The organism is Fusicatenibacter faecihominis (genome assembly GCF_020686945.1).
GTDB lineage: Bacteria > Bacillota > Clostridia > Lachnospirales > Lachnospiraceae > Limivivens > Limivivens faecihominis.
Genome location: NZ_JAJEPR010000050.1, coordinates 1 through 17,948, shown reverse-complemented (window position 1 = coordinate 17,948; position 17,948 = coordinate 1). Strand labels below are relative to the sequence as shown.

Sequence of the window (17,948 nt, the reverse complement as noted above, 5' to 3'; positions counted from 1 at the left end):
ACCGGAAATCATAAAAGTAGCTGTATAGCTCGAAAGAGTAAACAGTAGTGGTGTCATGGACGCACCCTGAAAAAGGCGGTATCCCGCCTCTATTCAGATGCTCTGGTAACTCAGTTACCGAGTAGTTCACAATACGTTGCTGACAAAGATCTCGATTCCGATGGCGATGAGGATGATGCCGCCGAGCATCTCAGCCTTGTTGGAAAGCTTGGTTCCGAATTTCTTTCCGATCACGAGACCGGAGAGACAGATGATCAGGGTAACGGTAGCGATGATCAGGGAACAGACAAGAGCCATGAGCCAGTCATACTCTGCGATGGTGAAGCCGACGGAAAGAGCGTCGATGGAAGTGGCGACACCCTGGATGAAAAGGGCCCAGGCGGTCAGCCGGGTGTGGGAAACCTCATCCTTATCTTTGTGACGGATACCGTTGAGCAGCATGCCTCCACCGATATAGGCCAGCAGGATCAGGGCGATCCAGGGAATGAATTTTTCAAAGGCGCTGAAATACTCGACGATGGTATGGACACAGATCCATCCGGTCATAGGCATGAAAGCCTGAAAGGCGGCAAAGGTGCCGGCGATACAGAGCATCCGTTTTTTTGACATTTTCGGGTCGTTAAGTCCGTTTGCCATCGAAACGGAGAAAGCATCCATGGCCAGGCCTGCGCCTAAAAGAATGCTGTTAAAGAAAAATAAAAAGCTCCAGTTCATTTTGATTTCCTCCAAACATAGTCTCGTTTTGGGGCAAAAAAATAACCCCGGTAAAGACGCACACGTCATACCTGGGTCGAAGAACTGATAAACGGCAACATGTATAGCGATGGTGCGTTATACATGAGTCTCGCAATTTAAAACAAGCCAGACCAAAGGGTCAGTATGTTGACTTGCTACGCGGTTTTCACGCGCATGCTACTCCCTCACGGAAATATTTTCGCAATCATAACATAATGAGAAAGTTTTGTCAATAAATAAAAAAGATCGGCTATGAAAACGTATTCCGAATTTGAGGGAAAAATGACCGAAACTGGTGAAAACAACGATTTCAAACCGTAATTTTTGGAATCTTCGCCATATGGACAAGAAGCGGGGAATGCTGTATAATATCAAGTTGAATGAGACTTTCGGATAACAATGCTTTGAAGTGGAACTTTTTGTGAAAACGTTTTCCGAAGAAAGGTGAATTACCGCTAGGAAGATTTGTCGAGAACAGATTGAGGAGGAGATAAAAGAATGAAGCAAGGAGCAAAGAGAAAAGGTAAAAATACCGTGCAGGATGCTATAAGAGAGGCTGCAAAGACCGCTCAGAAGGAAGCTGTAAAGTCTGTTGAGGAGAAAGCTGAGGAGAAGGTAAGCGCCCCGGCAGCTGCTGTGAAAGCGGAAGTAAAAGCGAAAGCGAAGGCTGAGAAGGAAGCTGAGGCGAAAGCCCAGGAGAAAGCTAAAGCAGAGGCTGAAAAAGCTGCGAAGGCCAAAGCAGAGGCAGAAGCGAAGGCTGCCGCAGCAAAAGCAGAAGCTGAAGCCAAAGCGAAAGCTGAGAAGGAAGTAAAAGCCAAGGCAAAAGCGGAAGCAGAAGCCAAGGCCGAGAAAGAAGCCGCCGCAGCCGCCGAGCAGACCAAACGCCAGGAAGAGCTGGAGGAGCAGGAGTACCAGCGCCGTTTTGCAAAGCATAGAGACGAGCTGAAATGGCTGTACACTGAGCTCTACCAGAATGACTGGATGTTTGAGGAACTCTGCGGGCAGATGCACCGTTTCTACACCGAGCGCCGCAAGGGACTGAAGACTCTGGACCGTGAGCGTGAGGCCAATCCGGACTGGTACAAGAAGAACGATATGATGGGCATGATGCTCTATGTGGACAACTTTGCAGGAAATCTAAAGGGCGTAGAATCCAAGCTGGATTACCTGGAGGAGAGTGGTGTCAACTATGTACATCTGATGCCGCTTCTGGAGACTCCCAAAGGCCGTTCTGACGGCGGTTATGCCGTTTCCAACTTCCGCAAGGTACAGCCGGAACTTGGCACGATGGACGATCTTGAGGATCTGACCAAGGCCTGCCACGATAAGAAGATCAGCGTTTGCATGGACTTCGTTATGAACCATACTTCCGAGGATCACGAATGGGCAGTCCGCGCAAGAAGAGGAGAGGGCGAGTATATGAGCCGTTACTTCTTCTTTGACAATGACCGGATTCCCCAGGAGTACGAGAAGACTGTTCCGCAGGTATTCCCGACGACGGCTCCCGGCAACTTCACCTATCTTCCGGAGATCGGCCACTATGTTATGACCACCTTCTACCCGTACCAGTGGGATCTGAACTACCGCAATCCCCGGGTCTTCAATGAGATGATGTACAACTTCCTGTTCTTCGCCAACGTAGGTATCGACGTTATCCGTATCGACGCCGTTCCCTATATCTGGAAAGAGCTGGGAACCGATTGCAGAAACCTGCCACGGGTACATACCATTGTCCGTATGATGCGTATGATCGGTGAGATCGTTTGCCCGGGCATCCTGCTTCTGGGTGAGGTTGTGATGGAGCCCTCCAAGGTTGCTCCCTACTTCGGAACCGTTGAGAAGCCGGAGTGCCATATGCTTTACAACGTAACCACCATGGCAACCACCTGGAACTCTGTGGCTACCAGAGATACCCGTCTTCTGAAGAATCAGATGGATATTTTAAGCGGTCTTCCCAAAGAGTATGTGTTCCTGAACTACCTCCGCTGCCACGACGATATCGGCTGGGGTCTGGATTACGATACCCTGAAATGGTGGGGCATGGAGGAGCGTCCTCACAAACAGTACATCAATGATTTCTTCCTTGGAAAGACTGAGGACAGCTACAGCCGTGGAGAGCTTTACAATGCAGATCCCGTGACCGGTGACGCCCGTTTCTGCGGAACCACCGCTTCCATGTGCGGCGTGGAGAAGGCTGGCTTTGAGCAGGATGCAGATCAGATGAATTCTGCCATCAAGAGAGATCTTATGCTTCATGCCTTCATGTTCATGCAGTCCGGTATTCCGGTGCTCTACAGCGGAGACGAGATTGGCCAGGTCAACGATTACAGCTACAAGGATGACCCGGAAAAGGCTGCGGATTCCCGTTACATCCACAGAGGAAAATTCCGCTGGGATCTGGAAGAGAACATCCATAAGAAAGGTACCGTGGAGGAGCGGATCTTTGACGGCCTGAAAAAACTGGAGACGATCCGTAAGAGCGAGAAGGCTTTCCTCACCACTGCAGGCTTCCACACGCTGGAAACCTACGAGCAGGCAGTGATCTGCATCGTGAGAGAGTATGAGGGTGAGAAGATCGTCGGCCTCTTCAACTTCAGCGAGTTTGGAAAAATGGCCTGGATCAATGAGGATGACGGTATGTACCGCGATCTTCTGACCGGCAAGGAAATGAAGGCTTCCGGAGTGATGATGCCGGGCAACGGCTTCTTCTGGCTGAAGAAGGAAAACTGATGGAAGGCCTTAGCAGGAAACTGTATTTAAAGTTGCCTGCCCCCACGGAGGCGGACAGCCGTTCCAGCGAGGCAAGGATTCTCTCGGCGCTTCGGGAGCTGGGCTATGAGGCAAGGATGACTCTGAAGGTCATGCGGAAGCTCTATCCCCTCTGTGAAAAGGCCGGCTGGCAGTTGACGGCCTCTCTGGCCTGGGACGGTTCCTGCTGGGTACTCGTAGAACTGGAGGCAGGAGATACCACCAGAGAGCATTATGGGCTGGCGGTGGATCTTGGAAGCACCACAGTGGTGGCAAGGCTCTTTGACTGCAATACCGGAAAGTGTCTTGCAGAAGACAGCGCTTACAACCGGCAGATTGCCTTCGGTACGGATATCCTGACCAGGATCTTTTACAGCAAGGATCAGCCGGAAAAGCTGGAGGAGCTAAGACGGGCCGCTGTGGGGAGCATCCGGGAGGTGCTGGAGAAATTAGAGAAAAAGACCGGCATTGCGCCGGGGGGCTCGATTCAGCTGGTGCTGGCGGGAAATACCACAATGGTTCACTTTTTCCTGGGGTTGGATGCCTTCTGCGTTTTCCAGACGCCCTATGCCGTGCAGGCGGACCGGCCGGGCTTTCTTCCGGCAGCGGAGCTTGAGCTTCCGGTCAGTGGTTATGTCTATTGTTATCCTGGAAAATCCAATTATCTGGGCGGCGATATCATCAGCGGTATGGTGGCCACCGAGCTCTATAAAAAAGAAGGAATCTCAGTCTTTTTTGACATAGGCACCAACGGCGAGCTGGTAGTCGGAAACCGGGAGTTTCTTCTCTGCGGCGCGGGAGCGGCAGGCCCTGCCCTGGAGGGCGGCGTTGTGCGTACGGGCATGCGGGCTTCCGAAGGCGCTGTGGAACGGGTGAAACTTACGGAAAACGGTTTTGAGCTGGGAGTTATCGGAGGCGGAAGGCCGAAGGGCATCTGCGGCTCCGGGATCATCGACCTTCTGGCGGAGCTTTTTTTGGCGGGCTGGATCGATCTTCGGGGAAAATTCGTCCCGGAGAAAAGCGAAAAAATTCAGGAAAAAGACGGGATGTATGCGGTGGAGTATGCCCCTGGGCTGTTTTTTTACCAGTCGGATGTGGATGAATTTCTAAGGACCAAGGCCGCCGCTTCCACGATGGTGGAGTACATGCTCGGAGAAGCCGGGATCGGAATGAACGACATCTCGGAATTTTATGTGGCTGGCGCTTTTGGAAAGCATGTTTCCAAGGAATCCGCCGTCACGATTGGCATGTACCCCGATATGGACCGGGAGAAGCTCATCAATGCGGGAAATTCCTCTCTGGAGGGCGCAGGAAGGCTTCTTCTGGATAAAAAAATCCTGGATGAACTGGATGACATCCTGGACAAAATGGTATATATTCAGTTTGGGGCTGTCGATGATTTTCTGGAACTTATGGTAGCAGCCCAGGCGCTCCCGCATACGGATCTGGAGCGCTATCCCAGCGTGATGAAAAAGCTGGAAGAACGTAGTAAAATGCAGAAAACAGTTTCGAAAAAAACGAACTGAAAATACCAGAGCGGGAATATCCGCCTGAAAGAGGGTAAAAGGAGGAAACTATGTTCGAAAATCATTTATGGACAATGGAGCCTGTCGGAAGGGAAGAGAATACCGTACAGGGAAAGAATTATCGTTTTACACTTCTGACACCGTGTCTGATCCGAATGGAATACCGTGAGGATGGAAAATTTGAAGACCGTCCGACGCAGTCTGTCTGGAACCGTCGTTTTGATGCAGTTCCCCATCGCCTGGTGAAGGACGGAGAAGGCTTTGAGCTTTTCACAGACCGCATGCATGTGATTTATTCCGGTGGGCCTTTTTCCAAAAACAGTCTGATGGTAAAAGCCATAGGCGGACTTCATCCCTTCGGCGCTAACTGGTACTACGGGGAAGAGGACGGAAACTTAGGCGGTACCGCCAGAACACTTGATGGTGTAAATGGCGCATGTGCTCTTCAGGACGGTATTCTGTCTCAGAATGGCTGTGCGGTTCTGGATGACAGCAAGTCTCTGATCCTGACAGAGGATGGCTGGATCGCACCACGTCAGGGAGACGGCGTGGATATTTATCTCTTTACCTATGGGAATGACTATAAGGAAGCACTGAATGATTTTTACCGTCTGACAGGAAAGACACCAATGCTTCCCAGATATGCGCTGGGTAACTGGTGGAGCCGTTATTATGCTTATACGGAGGACAGTTACAAAGAACTGGTGACTCGTTTTGAGAAAGAAGAAATCCCCTTTTCTGTCGGTGTGATCGATATGGACTGGCATCTGGTAGAGGATGTGGATCCGAAATACGGAAGCGGCTGGACGGGTTACACCTGGAACAAAAATTATTTTCCGGATCCGGAACGTTTTATGACCTGGCTTCATGACCATGGCATGCGGATCACTCTGAATCTGCATCCGGCTGACGGTATCCGTGCTTATGAAGAGGCGTATCCGGCAATCGCTGCAGAACTTGGCAATGTGGATACAGCCAATGAAGCGCCTGTTGATTTTGATATCACCAGCAAAAAATTCCTGGAGGCTTATTTCAAATGTGTGCTTCATCCGGAAGAGGAAAAAGGAGTGGATTTCTGGTGGATCGACTGGCAGCAGGGAAATACCACGAAATTACCGGGACTGGATCCCTTATGGATGCTGAACCATTATCATTATCTGGACAGTGCCCGGGACGGTAAGCGCCCCATCACCTTCTCCAGATATGCAGGACCGGGTTCTCATCGTTATCCGGTAGGCTTCTCCGGAGATACCCATATGACCTGGGATTCCCTGGATTTTCAGCCTTATTTCACGAGCACGGCTTCCAACATTGGTTACGGCTGGTGGAGCCATGACATTGGTGGTCATATGCTGGGGTACAAGAATAATGAGATGGCAGCCCGCTGGGTACAGTTCGGTGTCTTCTCACCCATCAACCGTCTCCACAGCAGTAAGAGTGAGTTTATGGGTAAGGAGCCCTGGCGTTATCCCATGGAGATTGGTGCAGTTATGACGGATTTCCTGCGCTTGCGCCACAGCCTGATTCCTTATCTTTACACGATGAACCATCGCGCTTACGCAGAGAATATTCCGCTGATTCTGCCGATGTACTACAGTTATCCGCAGAACAGGGAAGCTTACGGCGTGAAGAACCAGTACGAGTTCGGTACGGCCTTTGTGGTAGCGCCGATCACCACACCGAAGCATTCCGGCGTCAACAGAGGCAAGGTCCAGGTATGGCTTCCGGAGGGACTGTACATTGATTTCTTCACCGGCATGATTTACAGCGGTGGAAGAACGCTGGATATGTACCGCGATATTCATTCCATTCCGGTACTGGCTCATGCAGGCGCCATCGTGCCGATGACCGGGGAGATTCTCGGAACCGCAGCGGTTCATAATCCGGAAACTCTGGCAATCCGTGTATACGGCGGAGCTGACGGAAGCTTTACCCTTTATGAGGATGACAACGAGACCAACGCTTACTTAAAGGGTGAGGCTGTCAATACAAAGATGGAACTCAACTGGGAGAAGAAGACCTTCACAATCTCCCCGGCAGAGGGAAAACTGGAGCTGATCCCGGCAAAGAGAACGATCAAAGTACAGTTCTTCGGCGTAAAAGATTCTGCCGTGACAGTTTCTGTCGGCGGAAAAGAGGTTTCTGCGGAGAAGACTTACGATGCGGCTAAGAGCTGTCTCACCGTTGCGCTTCCGGAAAACAATGTGACCGAGGAGATCACCGTTACCATGACTGAGGGCGGACTTGGAAGCAACGATGTGGAAGGAATGATCTTTGATCTTCTGGATCGAGGCGAGCTGGATTTCTATGAGAAAGAGGGCGTTTACGCGCTGATGCAGAAGAAGATTTCCACAGCGGCTAAACTTGCACAGCTTCAGGCTCTGAACCTGGAGCCGGAGCTGATCGGCGCTGTAGCAGAGATTCTGACGGCTTACGAGGCTTAAAAATTTGTAACTATTCAGAGCCAAGCAGATTTTCAGCCAGAAGTGTGAGTCATGCTTGCATGAACGAACACTTTAGACTGGAAATCTATTTGGCGAGAAGCCACAACGGGATGAAGCGTAGCGGAATCGAGGTGTGGCTCTGAATAGTTACAAAAATTTTTAATGGCAGACCGGTATTCTTGAAAAAGAAGAGCCGGTCTGCTTTTTTTATAAAAGGGTTACACTTAGGTATGGAAAAAAACAGAAAGATTTTTTATAATAGAGGTACAGGCTATTTTTGACAGGAGGGATTTTACAACATGATCGTACCAAAGTATTTTGAAGACCTGAATGTACTTCACAAAAATACCATGCCGAACCGTGCCTATTACATCCCGGCATCGGTGCCCATGGATCTTCAGCCGGAGACGAGAGAGACATCAGACCGTTTTCTTCTGCTTTCCGGAGACTGGAAATTCCGTTATTTCGAGAATATTTATGATGTAAAGGAAGAATTTTTCCAGGATGGCTATGACACGGCTGCTTTTGATGAGGTGAAAGTGCCGGGTGTCTGGCAGAATTACGGCTATGACCATCACCAGTACACGAATGTCCGTTATCCGTTCCCGATGGATCCACCCTATGTTCCTGTGGTGAACCCCTGCGGCGCTTATGTCCGGTATTTTTCCTATAAGAAGGACTCGAAAGCTCCGAAGACTTACCTGAATTTCGAGGGTGTGGACTCCTGCTTTTATGTGTGGGTGAACGGTAGCTTTGTGGGCTACAGTCAGGTTTCCCATTCCACCAGTGAGTTTGACGTGACTGAGCTGCTCCGCGAGGGCGAAAATACGCTGGCTGTTCTGGTGGTGAAATGGTGTGACGGAAGCTATTTTGAGGATCAGGACAAATTCCGTATGAGCGGCATTTTCCGCGATGTCTATCTTCTGAACCGTCCGGAAAACGGAATCCAGGACTATTTTGTGAAAGCGATTCCTTCTGAGGATTATCAGGACGGAACGATCACCATTGATTTTACCTACCGGAAAGAGCCGGTGCCGGTCAATATTACCCTTTCCGATGCGGAGGGAAAAACGCTTGCCCAGGTGACGGCGGAAGGACAGGTTTCTATCCCTGTGAAGAATGCTCATCTCTGGAGTGCAGAGGATCCATATCTCTATAAACTGGTTCTTTCCACTGGGGAGGAGGCTATCACCGAGCAGGTGGGAATACGCGAGATCCATACGGAAAAAGGCGTGCTCTACATCAACGGTGTGAAGGTCAAATTCCACGGAACCAACCGCCACGACAGCGATCCGGTGACTGGTTTTGCCATCAGCCTGGATCAGATCAAGAAGGATCTGACCCTGATGAAAGAACACAACATGAATGCGATCCGCACCAGCCATTATCCCAACGCGCCGCATTTTTATCAGCTCTATGACCGTCTGGGCTTTTTCATTATCGATGAGGCGGACAATGAGAGTCACGGAACATCGGATATTTACGATACGGATCCGAGCTGGGAATCCAGATCCAAACGCTGGAATGAGATCATTGCGGACAATCCTCTGTATACAGAGTCCACTGTGGACCGTACCCAGCGCTGCGTGGAGCGTGACAAAAACCGCCCCAGCGTCGTGATCTGGTCCATGGGAAATGAGTGCGCTTACGGTTGCACCTTTGAGGAGGCGCTGAGATGGACGAAGAAATTTGATTCCACCCGTCTCACCCATTACGAGAGTTCCCGCTATGTGTCCGACAAGCGGAAATACGATTACAGCGTCATTGATCTTCAGAGCCGGATGTATCCTTCTCTGGATGAGATCCGTGACTATTTTAAAGAGGACGGCACCAAGCCTTTTGTGATGTGCGAGTACTGCCACTCCATGGGCAACGGCCCGGGTGATCTGGAGGATTATTTCGAGGTTATCCAGTCCTACGACGGAGCCTGCGGCGCTTTCATGTGGGAGTGGTGCGATCACGCCATCGACCTTGGAAAGACCATCAAAGGCAAAAAGGTTTATGCCTACGGTGGCGACCACAACGAGTATCCCCATGACGGAAACTTCTGCATGGATGGCCTAGTTTATCCGGACCGCACACCGCATACGGGACTCCTGGAGTTCAAGAATGTACACCGTCCCGTGCGTGTCATCTCCTTTGACCAGGAAAAAGGTACCGCAGTTCTTCATAACTACATGGATTTCACGAATCTGAAAGATCTTCTGATGATTCGTTACGAGGCCTCCATCGACGGCGTGACCGTGGAAAACGGCATCATCGACGATCCGGCAGTTCTGGATCTTCCGGCCCATGAGGAAAAAGAAATCACCCTTCCGGTACCTCAGGCAGAAAAAGGAAAATGCTTCCTGAAGCTGACTTATCTTTTAAAGGAGGCCACGGAGGTGCTTCCCGCAGGCTTCGAGCTGGGCTTTGACGAGCTTGCTGTTAAGACAGCTGAGAATGTGAACCAGACGGCAAAAGCGCTTCTGGCAGCTTCCGGCCATGCAGGAAAAAACTTTGCTGTGGATGAGGACGACCATTATCTCATCGTTTCCTCCGATGATTTCTGTTACACTTATAATAAGCTCACCGGCGTTTTCGCAAAGATGGTTTATAAAAATCAGAGTCTTCTGGATCGTCCGATGGAGTACAACATCTGGAGAGCGCCCACGGACAATGACCGGAACATCAAGCTGGAGTGGATGAAGGCCCAGTACGACCGGATTGTGACGAGAGCTTATGAGACGAAAGTACATAAAACGGAAAAAGAAGTGAAGATTGAGACCACACTTTCCATCTCTGCCATTTACATTCAGCGGATTCTGGATATTCAGGTGACCTGGAACATTCAGGCAGACGGAACCGTGGATATAGCCATGGATGTGAAACGAAATCCGATTTTCCCGATGCTGCCCCGCTTTGGCCTCCGTCTCTTCCTGCCGAAGGAGATGAAGGACGTGACCTACTACGGCCTTGGTCCTGTGGAGAGCTATATGGATAAGCGTCGGGCCAGCTGGCATGGGGAGTTCTCTTCTCCGGTAACGGACCTTCACGAGGATTATATCCGTCCCCAGGAAAACGGCAGCCACTACGACTGTGACTATGTGACCCTCAGCAGCAATGCAGGCCACCTTCTGCCGGAGAGAAAAACATCTCTCACAGCAGTGAGCGGTCAGACCTTCTCCTTCAACGCTTCCGTGTATACAGAGGAAGAGCTGACGAATAAGGCTCACAACTATGAGCTGGAGGAGTGCGGAAGTACCGTGCTCTGCCTGGACTACCGCCAGAACGGCATCGGTTCCAACAGCTGCGGACCTCAGCTGATCGAGAAATACCGGCTGGACGAAAACGAATTTCATTTTGAGCTGCGTCTGAAACCAGAAGCATAAGCTTATAATTCAGAGGCTTTCCGGACCTTCAAGGGAGTGGTCCGGTAAGCCTCTTTGAATTTCCGGACAAAAAAAGCATAGCTGGCAAAGCCGTTTTTCTCGGAGATCTCGTGAATCGGATAGTCCGTGGTGATGAGATCCGTGTAGGCGTGCTCCATCCGCACCGAAGTGAGGTATTCGGTGATCGTAAGATGCAGGGAATTTTTGAAAAAACGGGAGAGATAGGCGGGCGTCACAGAAATCTGGGCAGCCAGCTCGTCCAGCGTCAAAGGCTCCATATAGTGTTCGTGAATGTAGGCCGTCACCGTGCGGAGCCGGTCATAGTGGCGATATTCCTTTCCCGGGGCGGCATTTTTTCCGGAAGCGGGGAAGGTGGTGCAGAGAAGATAGATCAGTTCGTAAATGAGACTTAAAATCTGCGCCTGATAGAAATCCGGCTGTTCCTGACAGAGCTTGCAGGCAGCAGCGAGAAGAGAGGAGAGCTTTTGAAGCCCTTCTTTTTTTATGGGATCGGCCTCGTCCCGGGAGAGGAGGGGCAGCTCGAAGAGGAAAGACTCCGGATTGGGAAGACAGCGCCTGAGATGCTCATAGGGGAGCAAAAGCACATGGGCCGTGGTGTCGGCACGCTCGGAAAGTGTGGAATGAATGGTATTTGTGTTGAAAAGTACCGTGTCTCCGGGATAAATTGTGAATTTCTTCTGGTTTACGGTGACGGAGAGTTCGCCGGAGAGCAGATGGATGAGTTCCAGATCCTCGTGAAAATGGGGCGGAACGTAGGAGATTCCGTCGTCACTGAAGAAACAGCGAAGGGGCAGAAAACGGGCGGTGCTGACAATTTCATGCCGCAGGGCCAGGGCGGTCAGGTCGGAAAATGGATTTTCTTTCATAGATGCCTCCGAAAAAATTTGATACTGTTATCATAAGAAAAATTTCGCCAAAAAACAACTCATATTCCGAAGAAAAAAGTCGAAATCTGATATTTTTTCGGGAGAAAAATCATCTGTCCGTCGGTGGAAGTAAGGTGTATACTGGCCTTAACAGAGTGGCCGGGCCGGGTGGCCTTCGGACACGCAGAATCACAAATTTAGGGAGGTTTTACTATGGGATTATCACTGACAGAACTTCTTGTGGAATATCTTCGTTCGCCCCTGGGGCTGGACGAAAAAGCGCCCCGTTTTTCCTGGCAGCTTTCTTCTGACAAAAAGGACACCCTCCAGACGGCGGTTGAGATTCGTGTGAGAGAGGCGAAAACGGAGGAAGAGGTCTGGGATTCCGGCCTTCTGTCTACCGACGTTTCCACCGGAATCACCTATGAAGGAAAGGCGTTAAAGCCCTGCACCGCCTATGTGGTACAGGTGGAAGTGACCGATAATTACGGCAGAAAAGCCGTGGCAGAGACCGTTTTTGAGACCGGTTTTCTGAAAAAAGACAAGAGCGTCTGGGAAGGTGCCGACTGGATCGGAGCGCCGGATTTCCATGTGGCTGCCAATGCGAGAGGCGTCTTCGTGCTGGAGAGTACATTTCGCATGAAAGAGGGAAGCAAGCGGGCCGGCGTTGTCTTCGGAGCCAACGATTTCCGTCTTCTGGACCACAACCAGAACGAGTATGGTCTGGAGGGCGAAAACTACATCCGCTACGAGATCAACCGGGCTGGTGAGACGCCGGTGCTGGATATTTACCGGGTAGGCTATGCGAAGGACGACAAAAAGGACGTGCCGTTCGCGACAGTAGAGCTGGACAAAAATGTGAACTTTGATGAGTTTCACTGCTTAAAGATCGTGGTGGACGGCGACAAGGCCTTCACCTATCTGGACGAGAAGCCGGTGGATGTGCCGGAGACCGCGATGGGACCTATGAAAATTTCCGGCCGCGTGCTGAATCCCAGAGGCCACAACGATGTGCTCACCTATCCGAGACTGAACGAGATCGGATTTTTTGCAGGGGAAGGTGACACGGCTTACTTCAAAGATCTGACTGTAAAAAATCTCCGGACGCCGGGCAGAACCTTTGTGGAGGAAACACCGGAGAAAGTGTCTTCCATTTTTGCAGAGCTTCCGAAGGAGGAGGGCTGCTTTGCCGTCAGCGGAACCCAGATCACGAAGGACCCCTCGAGAGGTGCGATTCCGATGCTTCGGAGCAATATTCCGGTGCGGAAAGATGCGGCTCTTCAGAGAGCCCGGCTCTATGTGACGGCCCGAGGTATCTATGACGTTCATGTAAACGGCGCCCGGATCACAGAAAATCTTCTGGCTCCGGGACTGACCCAGTACGACAGGCGGATGAACTATCAGGCTTACGATCTGACCGGAATCTTAAAGCCCGGAAACAACGGAATCGGCGTAGCTCTTGGCTCCGGCTGGTGGTGCGATGCCCAGACATTTGTGGTAAAAAATTATAATTATTTTGGTGATAAAGAGGCTCTTCTGGCCAAAATCGTTCTGGAATTTGCCGACGGCGACCGGGAGATTTACACCACGAATCCGGAAACCTGGAAATATTTCGGCGACGGACCTTACCGTTACAGCGGATTTTTCCTGGGCGAGCAGTACGATGCCAGAAAGAAAGGCGTTTACGATGCCTTTTCCCTGGCTGATTTTGACGACAGCGGATGGAGCGCAGCGGCAAAAGAGCCCTGGGAGCTTCCGGTCATCGCAGAAAACCGGACCTTCCCGGCTGGTTTTGGAAGAAGCTGGCCTCAGGTACATGGCGGCGAAGTCTCCTTCGAGGGCGGTTATCCGGCGCCGGTTCATGTGACGGCTGTCCGCAGCGCCAAAAAGCGGCTCGATCAGGGTGAGAAGATTTACATTTACGACCTGGAGCAGGAGATGGCCGGCGTGCCCCGCATCCATTTCCGTGAAAAAGCAGGCACCAAAGTCATCATCCGCTATGCGGAGGTGCTCTACCCGAATCTTCCGGAGTATGGAGAAAATGTGGGCAAGCTGATGCTGGAAAACTACCGTGACGCCACCAGCACCGATATCTATATCTGCAGCGGCGAGGAGGGCGAGGTTTATCAGCCCAGATTCACCTTCCACGGTTACCGCTACATCGAGATCAGCGGTGTGGAAAATCCGCCCGCTCTTTCCGAGGTGGAGAGTCTCCAGTATTCCTCCATCGAAAAATTTGCCGGAAGCTTCGAGAGTTCCCATGCCCTTCTGAACCGTTTTACGGAAAATGTACACTGGTCCCAGCTCTGCAACTTCATCAACATTCCCACGGACTGCCCCCAGAGAAATGAGCGCATGGGCTGGGCAGGCGACACCCATGTATTCTGCCACACGGCTCTTCTGAACAGCGATCTGAAACTCTTTTATGAGCGCTATCTGCAGGCTTTCGAGGATCTGCAGACCGGGGAAGGCCAGTATCCGGAGATCGCGCCGGTGGGCGGCGGTTTCGGCGGCGTGACCTATGAGTGCGCCAGCATTTTCATCGCCTATGAGCTTTACGAGCAGTACGGTGATACACGGATTCTGGAGAAATATTATCCGGGCATGAAAAAGTACATGGAATATATGAAGGACAAAGGCCTTCCGGGAGCAGGAAGCCCGGCAGTAGGGCCTTTAGGCGACTGGCTGGCCCCGGAAGAGACAGATCTTCCTCTGCTCTGGAACGCTTTCTACTACAGAGAAGCTATCCTGATGGAAAAGATCGCCGGCATTCTGAAGGATGAGGAAGGTGCGAAGACCTATCACGAACTGGCAGAAAAATGCCGCCGTTACTGGAACGATACTTTCGTGGATCCCGAGACGAAGAAAACCCGGACCCTGGAAGGCAAGCCCTGTGATACGCAGTGCTCTTATGTACTGGGCCTGCAGTACGGCGTCATGGAGGACAGAGAGGCAGCGGCTAAGCATTTGCTTCGGAAGACCAGAGCTGCCAACCACACCGTTGGAACTGGTTTCTTTGGAACAGGTCTTCTGAACCAGGCTCTCTGCGATACGGGAGCTTCTGAGGATGCTTATAAGCTGATGCTCCAGACGGCATTCCCGTCCTGGCTCTATCCGGTAACCCAGGGAGCCACGACGATCTGGGAGCATTGGGATTCCCTTACCGAGGAGAAGGGCTTCGGCGGCCAGAACGCCATGAACTCCTTCAACCATTATTCCCTGGGAAGCGTGCTTTCCTGGCTCTACCAGTATGTCTTAGGCATCCGCCGAGAGGAGGAGCATCCGGGCTTCACCCATTTCCGCCTGGAGCCTGTGATCGGCGATCTGACCTGGGCCAAAGGCAGCGTGAACTCCCCCTGCGGAGTTATCGAGAGCGGCTGGAAAAAAGAGAACGGCCGCATCCTCTACCAGTGCGAGATCCCGGTAAACACCAGAGCAACCCTGGTTCTGCCGGGTGGTAAAAGCGAGGAATTAGGTTCAGGAAGACATGAGTTTACGGTATAAATATTGAGAAAATGCGTGGCCCCGGGCTACAGTTTGAGCTGTGGCCCGGGGCCGCGGTTGTGATTAGGCGAAGACTGAGCACCTGTAGAATCCACACCTCTCTCACCAGAAAATTCCACAAAAAAATATTACGATATTTAGACAATGTCACGAAAAAATAAAAGGGTATTGCAATTTCTATAGACAAATCATATAATGAACGAGGAATGAAACCGTTCCCATTACTTTCGAAAGAGAATGACTGACAATGAATATTATTGATGTGGCAAGGGAGGCGGGGGTTTCTAAATCAACTGTCTCAAGAGTGTTGGCCAACAGTGAGCTGGTAAAACCGGATACGAAGGAGAAGGTGCTAAATGCGATTGAGCGCCTTGGCTTTGTTCCGAATACATCAGCGCAGCAGCTGGCAGGAAAAAAGAATGGAGTGGTTGGAGTAATAACCAGTGAGACCATCAGCGATCCGTTTTACGGCTATTTTAATGATCGTCTCATGAAAGGTTTTCAGAAGTATGGCTATGATGTGATTTATGCGGTTGCTCAAAATACGAAGGCAGGCTGCGACAGAGAAATCTCAATGCTTTATGGAAAAGTGGATGCATACGTTGTCGTAGGAAGCTGTGCCCTGCAGAAAAATGTTGAGAAAATTGTTCAGATGAATATGCCGGTGGCGCTTTTTCAGACGAGAGTTACGCTGGATGGAGCAATGGCTTTACAGGTAGACAATGAACAGGGCGGCTATCTGGCAGCGTCGGAGCTTCTCTCAAGAGGTTATCAGAGAATTGGCTATCTTCACGGCAGTCCGGATGGAAGCTTCTGGGAAGGAGAAGAACGATTCTCAGGTTTTAAAAAATGCATGGAGACAGCAGGATGCACGATTGAAAAAGAATTTTTTGGAAATCGTGATTATGGAAATGCCTACAGGCTTACGCAGCAAATTGTTGAATCTGGCATTGATGCCTTATTTTGTGAGACTGACCTGATGGCCTACGGCGTTCTGCAGGGGTTATATGAGGCCAAAGTAGCAGTGCCTGACCGGCTTGCTGTTTTAGGCTTTGATAATACCAAGTTTGTCAATTATGAATCGCAGGTTCATTTATCCACGATTGGCCAGCCATTGGATGCGATGGCTGAATACACGGCGAAAGCAATCGTAAATAAAATAGAAAAAAATCAGGATTATGCAAAATTTAAAAAATTTGAAGCGGTTCTGATCGAAAAAGAGACCGTATAAGGGTATGAAATCGCAACAAAATATTAGTTTTTCTTGAAAATGGGAACGTTCCCAAGTCTGCACTCAAAAATGGGAGCGGTTTCATAAAAATAATAAAAAAATTTATATTAACAGGAGGATGGTATCATGAAAAGAAAATGGGCACTTTTAATGGCAGGGGTTATGGCTTTCGGTATGGCAATGACTGGAAGTGCGGCAGAGGCAGAGACGAACACAGACTTAAGCGGAACGCTGGAAGTCTGGGGCTGGACGACGGACCCTGAGTATCAGATTGAAGCTTTTGAGAAAGCATATCCGAATGTGACCGTGAATTACACCATGATCGGAACTGATTACGACACGAAAATGCAGACCATCGTAGATAACCGCACCGAGGGACCGGATGTTTTTTATGCAGATGTAAAGACAGTAAAAAACTATATTGAGTCTGATGCTTGGGAAACTCTGACGGATGATCCGTATAACATTGATGTGAGTGATTCGGAAGATTATACCGTAAAGCTTGGTTCCGACAGCGATGGAAATGTAAAGGCTCTGAGCTATCAGGCAACGCCGGGTGGTTTCTGGTATAAGAGAGACCTCGCGAAGAAGTATCTGGGAACCGATGATCCCGATGAAATTTCCGAGATGCTTTCTACTACAGAAGGTATGCTGGATGTAGCTGAAAAACTGAAAGAGGGCAGCAACGGCGAGACTCATATGTTCGCAAGCTATAAGGATCTCTGGCAGTTTGCAAACTATGGCATGAGATCCGTTGCCTGGGTAGATGGAAATAAATTCCAGATGGATGATTATATTCCGGAATTTTTTGATCTTGCCAAAACCGTAAGAGATAACGACTATGACGCAAAGATTGACACCTGGTCAGAAGCATGGTATGCATCCTGTGCGGATGATTCTGTTTTCGGATATGCAGAACCGACCTGGGGACTTCAGTATGTCATCCAGACCGGAGCTCCGGATTCTGAAGGAAACTGGGGAATTGCTTCCATGCCGGCAGCTTACTTTAACGGTGGTTCTTACCTTGGCGTTTATCAGGAAAGCCAGAATAAAGAACTGGCAGCAGAGTATGTCAAATTCGTATGCACCAACAAAGATTTCCTGACTCAGTATGCGAATGATAAAGGCGACTACACCAGCCTGAAATCCGTAAATAAAGAGATTGCAGACAGCGGTTATGAAGAATCCTGGTGTGCAGGTCAGAACACCTTTAAATTTTTCTCCGATCAGATGGACAAGATCAATACCGATATCGTAACAAAATATGATGATACGATCGGCAATCTGATGCTGAACAACGTAGATCTTTATCTGAATGGACAGCTTGATAAAGATGCAGCAATTGCACAGTTTAAAGACGATGTTGCGAGCAACTACAGAAGACTGGATGTAGAGTAAGTCAGAAATTCTGTAACTATGATATTATGATGATGTTGGGGTCAAAAGGTCTTTTGCCCCCAACTGATGCCTACGAATTGCTCCGCTGCAAAGCAGCTCCCGCA

The 17,948-nt window shown here is 50.2% G+C and carries 9 protein-coding genes; 7 read left to right on the top strand and 2 right to left on the bottom strand.

Annotation, left to right across the window (positions count from 1 at the left end; genetic code table 11):
- Window positions 1-126: 126 nt before the first annotated feature.
- Entirely contained in the window at window positions 127-714 is a 588-nt protein-coding gene (locus tag LKD71_RS16510; protein ID WP_227616246.1) for a manganese efflux pump MntP, read from the bottom strand.
- Between the two features lie 519 nt (window positions 715-1,233).
- On the opposite strand from LKD71_RS16510, the gene LKD71_RS16505 reads away from it, so the two are divergent.
- The 4 genes from LKD71_RS16505 to LKD71_RS16490 all read left to right on the top strand — a co-directional run bounded on the left by LKD71_RS16505 (window position 1,234) and on the right by LKD71_RS16490 (window position 10,824).
- On the top strand, window positions 1,234-3,465 hold the full coding sequence (locus tag LKD71_RS16505; protein ID WP_227616245.1) for an amylosucrase: 2,232 nt from the start codon (window positions 1,234-1,236) through the stop codon (window positions 3,463-3,465).
- A complete protein-coding gene (locus LKD71_RS16500; RefSeq protein ID WP_227616244.1) occupies window positions 3,465-5,009 on the top strand; it encodes an ASKHA domain-containing protein in 1,545 nt (514 codons plus the stop codon). The genes LKD71_RS16505 and LKD71_RS16500 overlap by 1 nt, the downstream gene beginning before the upstream one ends.
- Window positions 5,010-5,059: 50 nt before the next feature.
- Complete coding sequence (locus tag LKD71_RS16495) at window positions 5,060-7,453, top strand: glycoside hydrolase family 31 protein (RefSeq protein WP_227616243.1); 2,394 nt, start codon at window positions 5,060-5,062, stop codon at window positions 7,451-7,453.
- 299 nt (window positions 7,454-7,752) lie between these two features.
- Window positions 7,753-10,824 (top strand): glycoside hydrolase family 2 TIM barrel-domain containing protein, encoded by a 3,072-nt coding sequence (locus LKD71_RS16490; protein WP_227616242.1) that lies wholly within the window; start codon window positions 7,753-7,755, stop codon window positions 10,822-10,824.
- Window positions 10,825-10,826: 2 nt separating this feature from the next.
- Here LKD71_RS16490 and LKD71_RS16485 read toward each other — a convergent pair whose 3' ends face one another.
- Window positions 10,827-11,711: an AraC family transcriptional regulator gene (locus tag LKD71_RS16485; RefSeq protein WP_227616241.1), complete on the bottom strand. Its 885-nt coding sequence runs from the start codon at window positions 11,709-11,711 to the stop codon at window positions 10,827-10,829.
- Window positions 11,712-11,924: 213 nt separating this feature from the next.
- On the opposite strand from LKD71_RS16485, the gene LKD71_RS16480 reads away from it, so the two are divergent.
- The 3 genes from LKD71_RS16480 (at window position 11,925) to LKD71_RS16470 (ending at window position 17,844) form a co-directional block, all read left to right on the top strand.
- Window positions 11,925-15,215 carry an alpha-L-rhamnosidase gene (locus tag LKD71_RS16480; RefSeq protein WP_227616240.1) on the top strand — a complete coding sequence of 1,097 codons (3,291 nt, stop codon included), beginning with the start codon at window positions 11,925-11,927 and terminating at the stop codon, window positions 15,213-15,215.
- Window positions 15,216-15,462: 247 nt separating this feature from the next.
- On the top strand, window positions 15,463-16,446 hold the full coding sequence (locus LKD71_RS16475) for a LacI family DNA-binding transcriptional regulator (protein WP_178045039.1): 984 nt from the start codon (window positions 15,463-15,465) through the stop codon (window positions 16,444-16,446).
- A gap of 126 nt (window positions 16,447-16,572) precedes the next feature.
- Entirely contained in the window at window positions 16,573-17,844 is a 1,272-nt protein-coding gene (locus LKD71_RS16470; RefSeq protein WP_227616239.1) for an ABC transporter substrate-binding protein, read from the top strand.
- The last annotated feature ends 104 nt before the right edge of the window (window positions 17,845-17,948 follow it).

Coding starts and splice junctions, on each gene's coding strand:
- LKD71_RS16510 (WP_227616246.1), bottom strand. CDS start 714: ATGAACTGGAGCTTTTTATTTTTCTTTAACAGCATTCTTTTAGGCGCA.
- LKD71_RS16505 (WP_227616245.1), top strand. CDS start 1,234: ATGAAGCAAGGAGCAAAGAGAAAAGGTAAAAATACCGTGCAGGATGCT.
- LKD71_RS16500 (WP_227616244.1), top strand. CDS start 3,465: ATGGAAGGCCTTAGCAGGAAACTGTATTTAAAGTTGCCTGCCCCCACG.
- LKD71_RS16495 (WP_227616243.1), top strand. CDS start 5,060: ATGTTCGAAAATCATTTATGGACAATGGAGCCTGTCGGAAGGGAAGAG.
- LKD71_RS16490 (WP_227616242.1), top strand. CDS start 7,753: ATGATCGTACCAAAGTATTTTGAAGACCTGAATGTACTTCACAAAAAT.
- LKD71_RS16485 (WP_227616241.1), bottom strand. CDS start 11,711: ATGAAAGAAAATCCATTTTCCGACCTGACCGCCCTGGCCCTGCGGCAT.
- LKD71_RS16480 (WP_227616240.1), top strand. CDS start 11,925: ATGGGATTATCACTGACAGAACTTCTTGTGGAATATCTTCGTTCGCCC.
- LKD71_RS16475 (WP_178045039.1), top strand. CDS start 15,463: ATGAATATTATTGATGTGGCAAGGGAGGCGGGGGTTTCTAAATCAACT.
- LKD71_RS16470 (WP_227616239.1), top strand. CDS start 16,573: ATGAAAAGAAAATGGGCACTTTTAATGGCAGGGGTTATGGCTTTCGGT.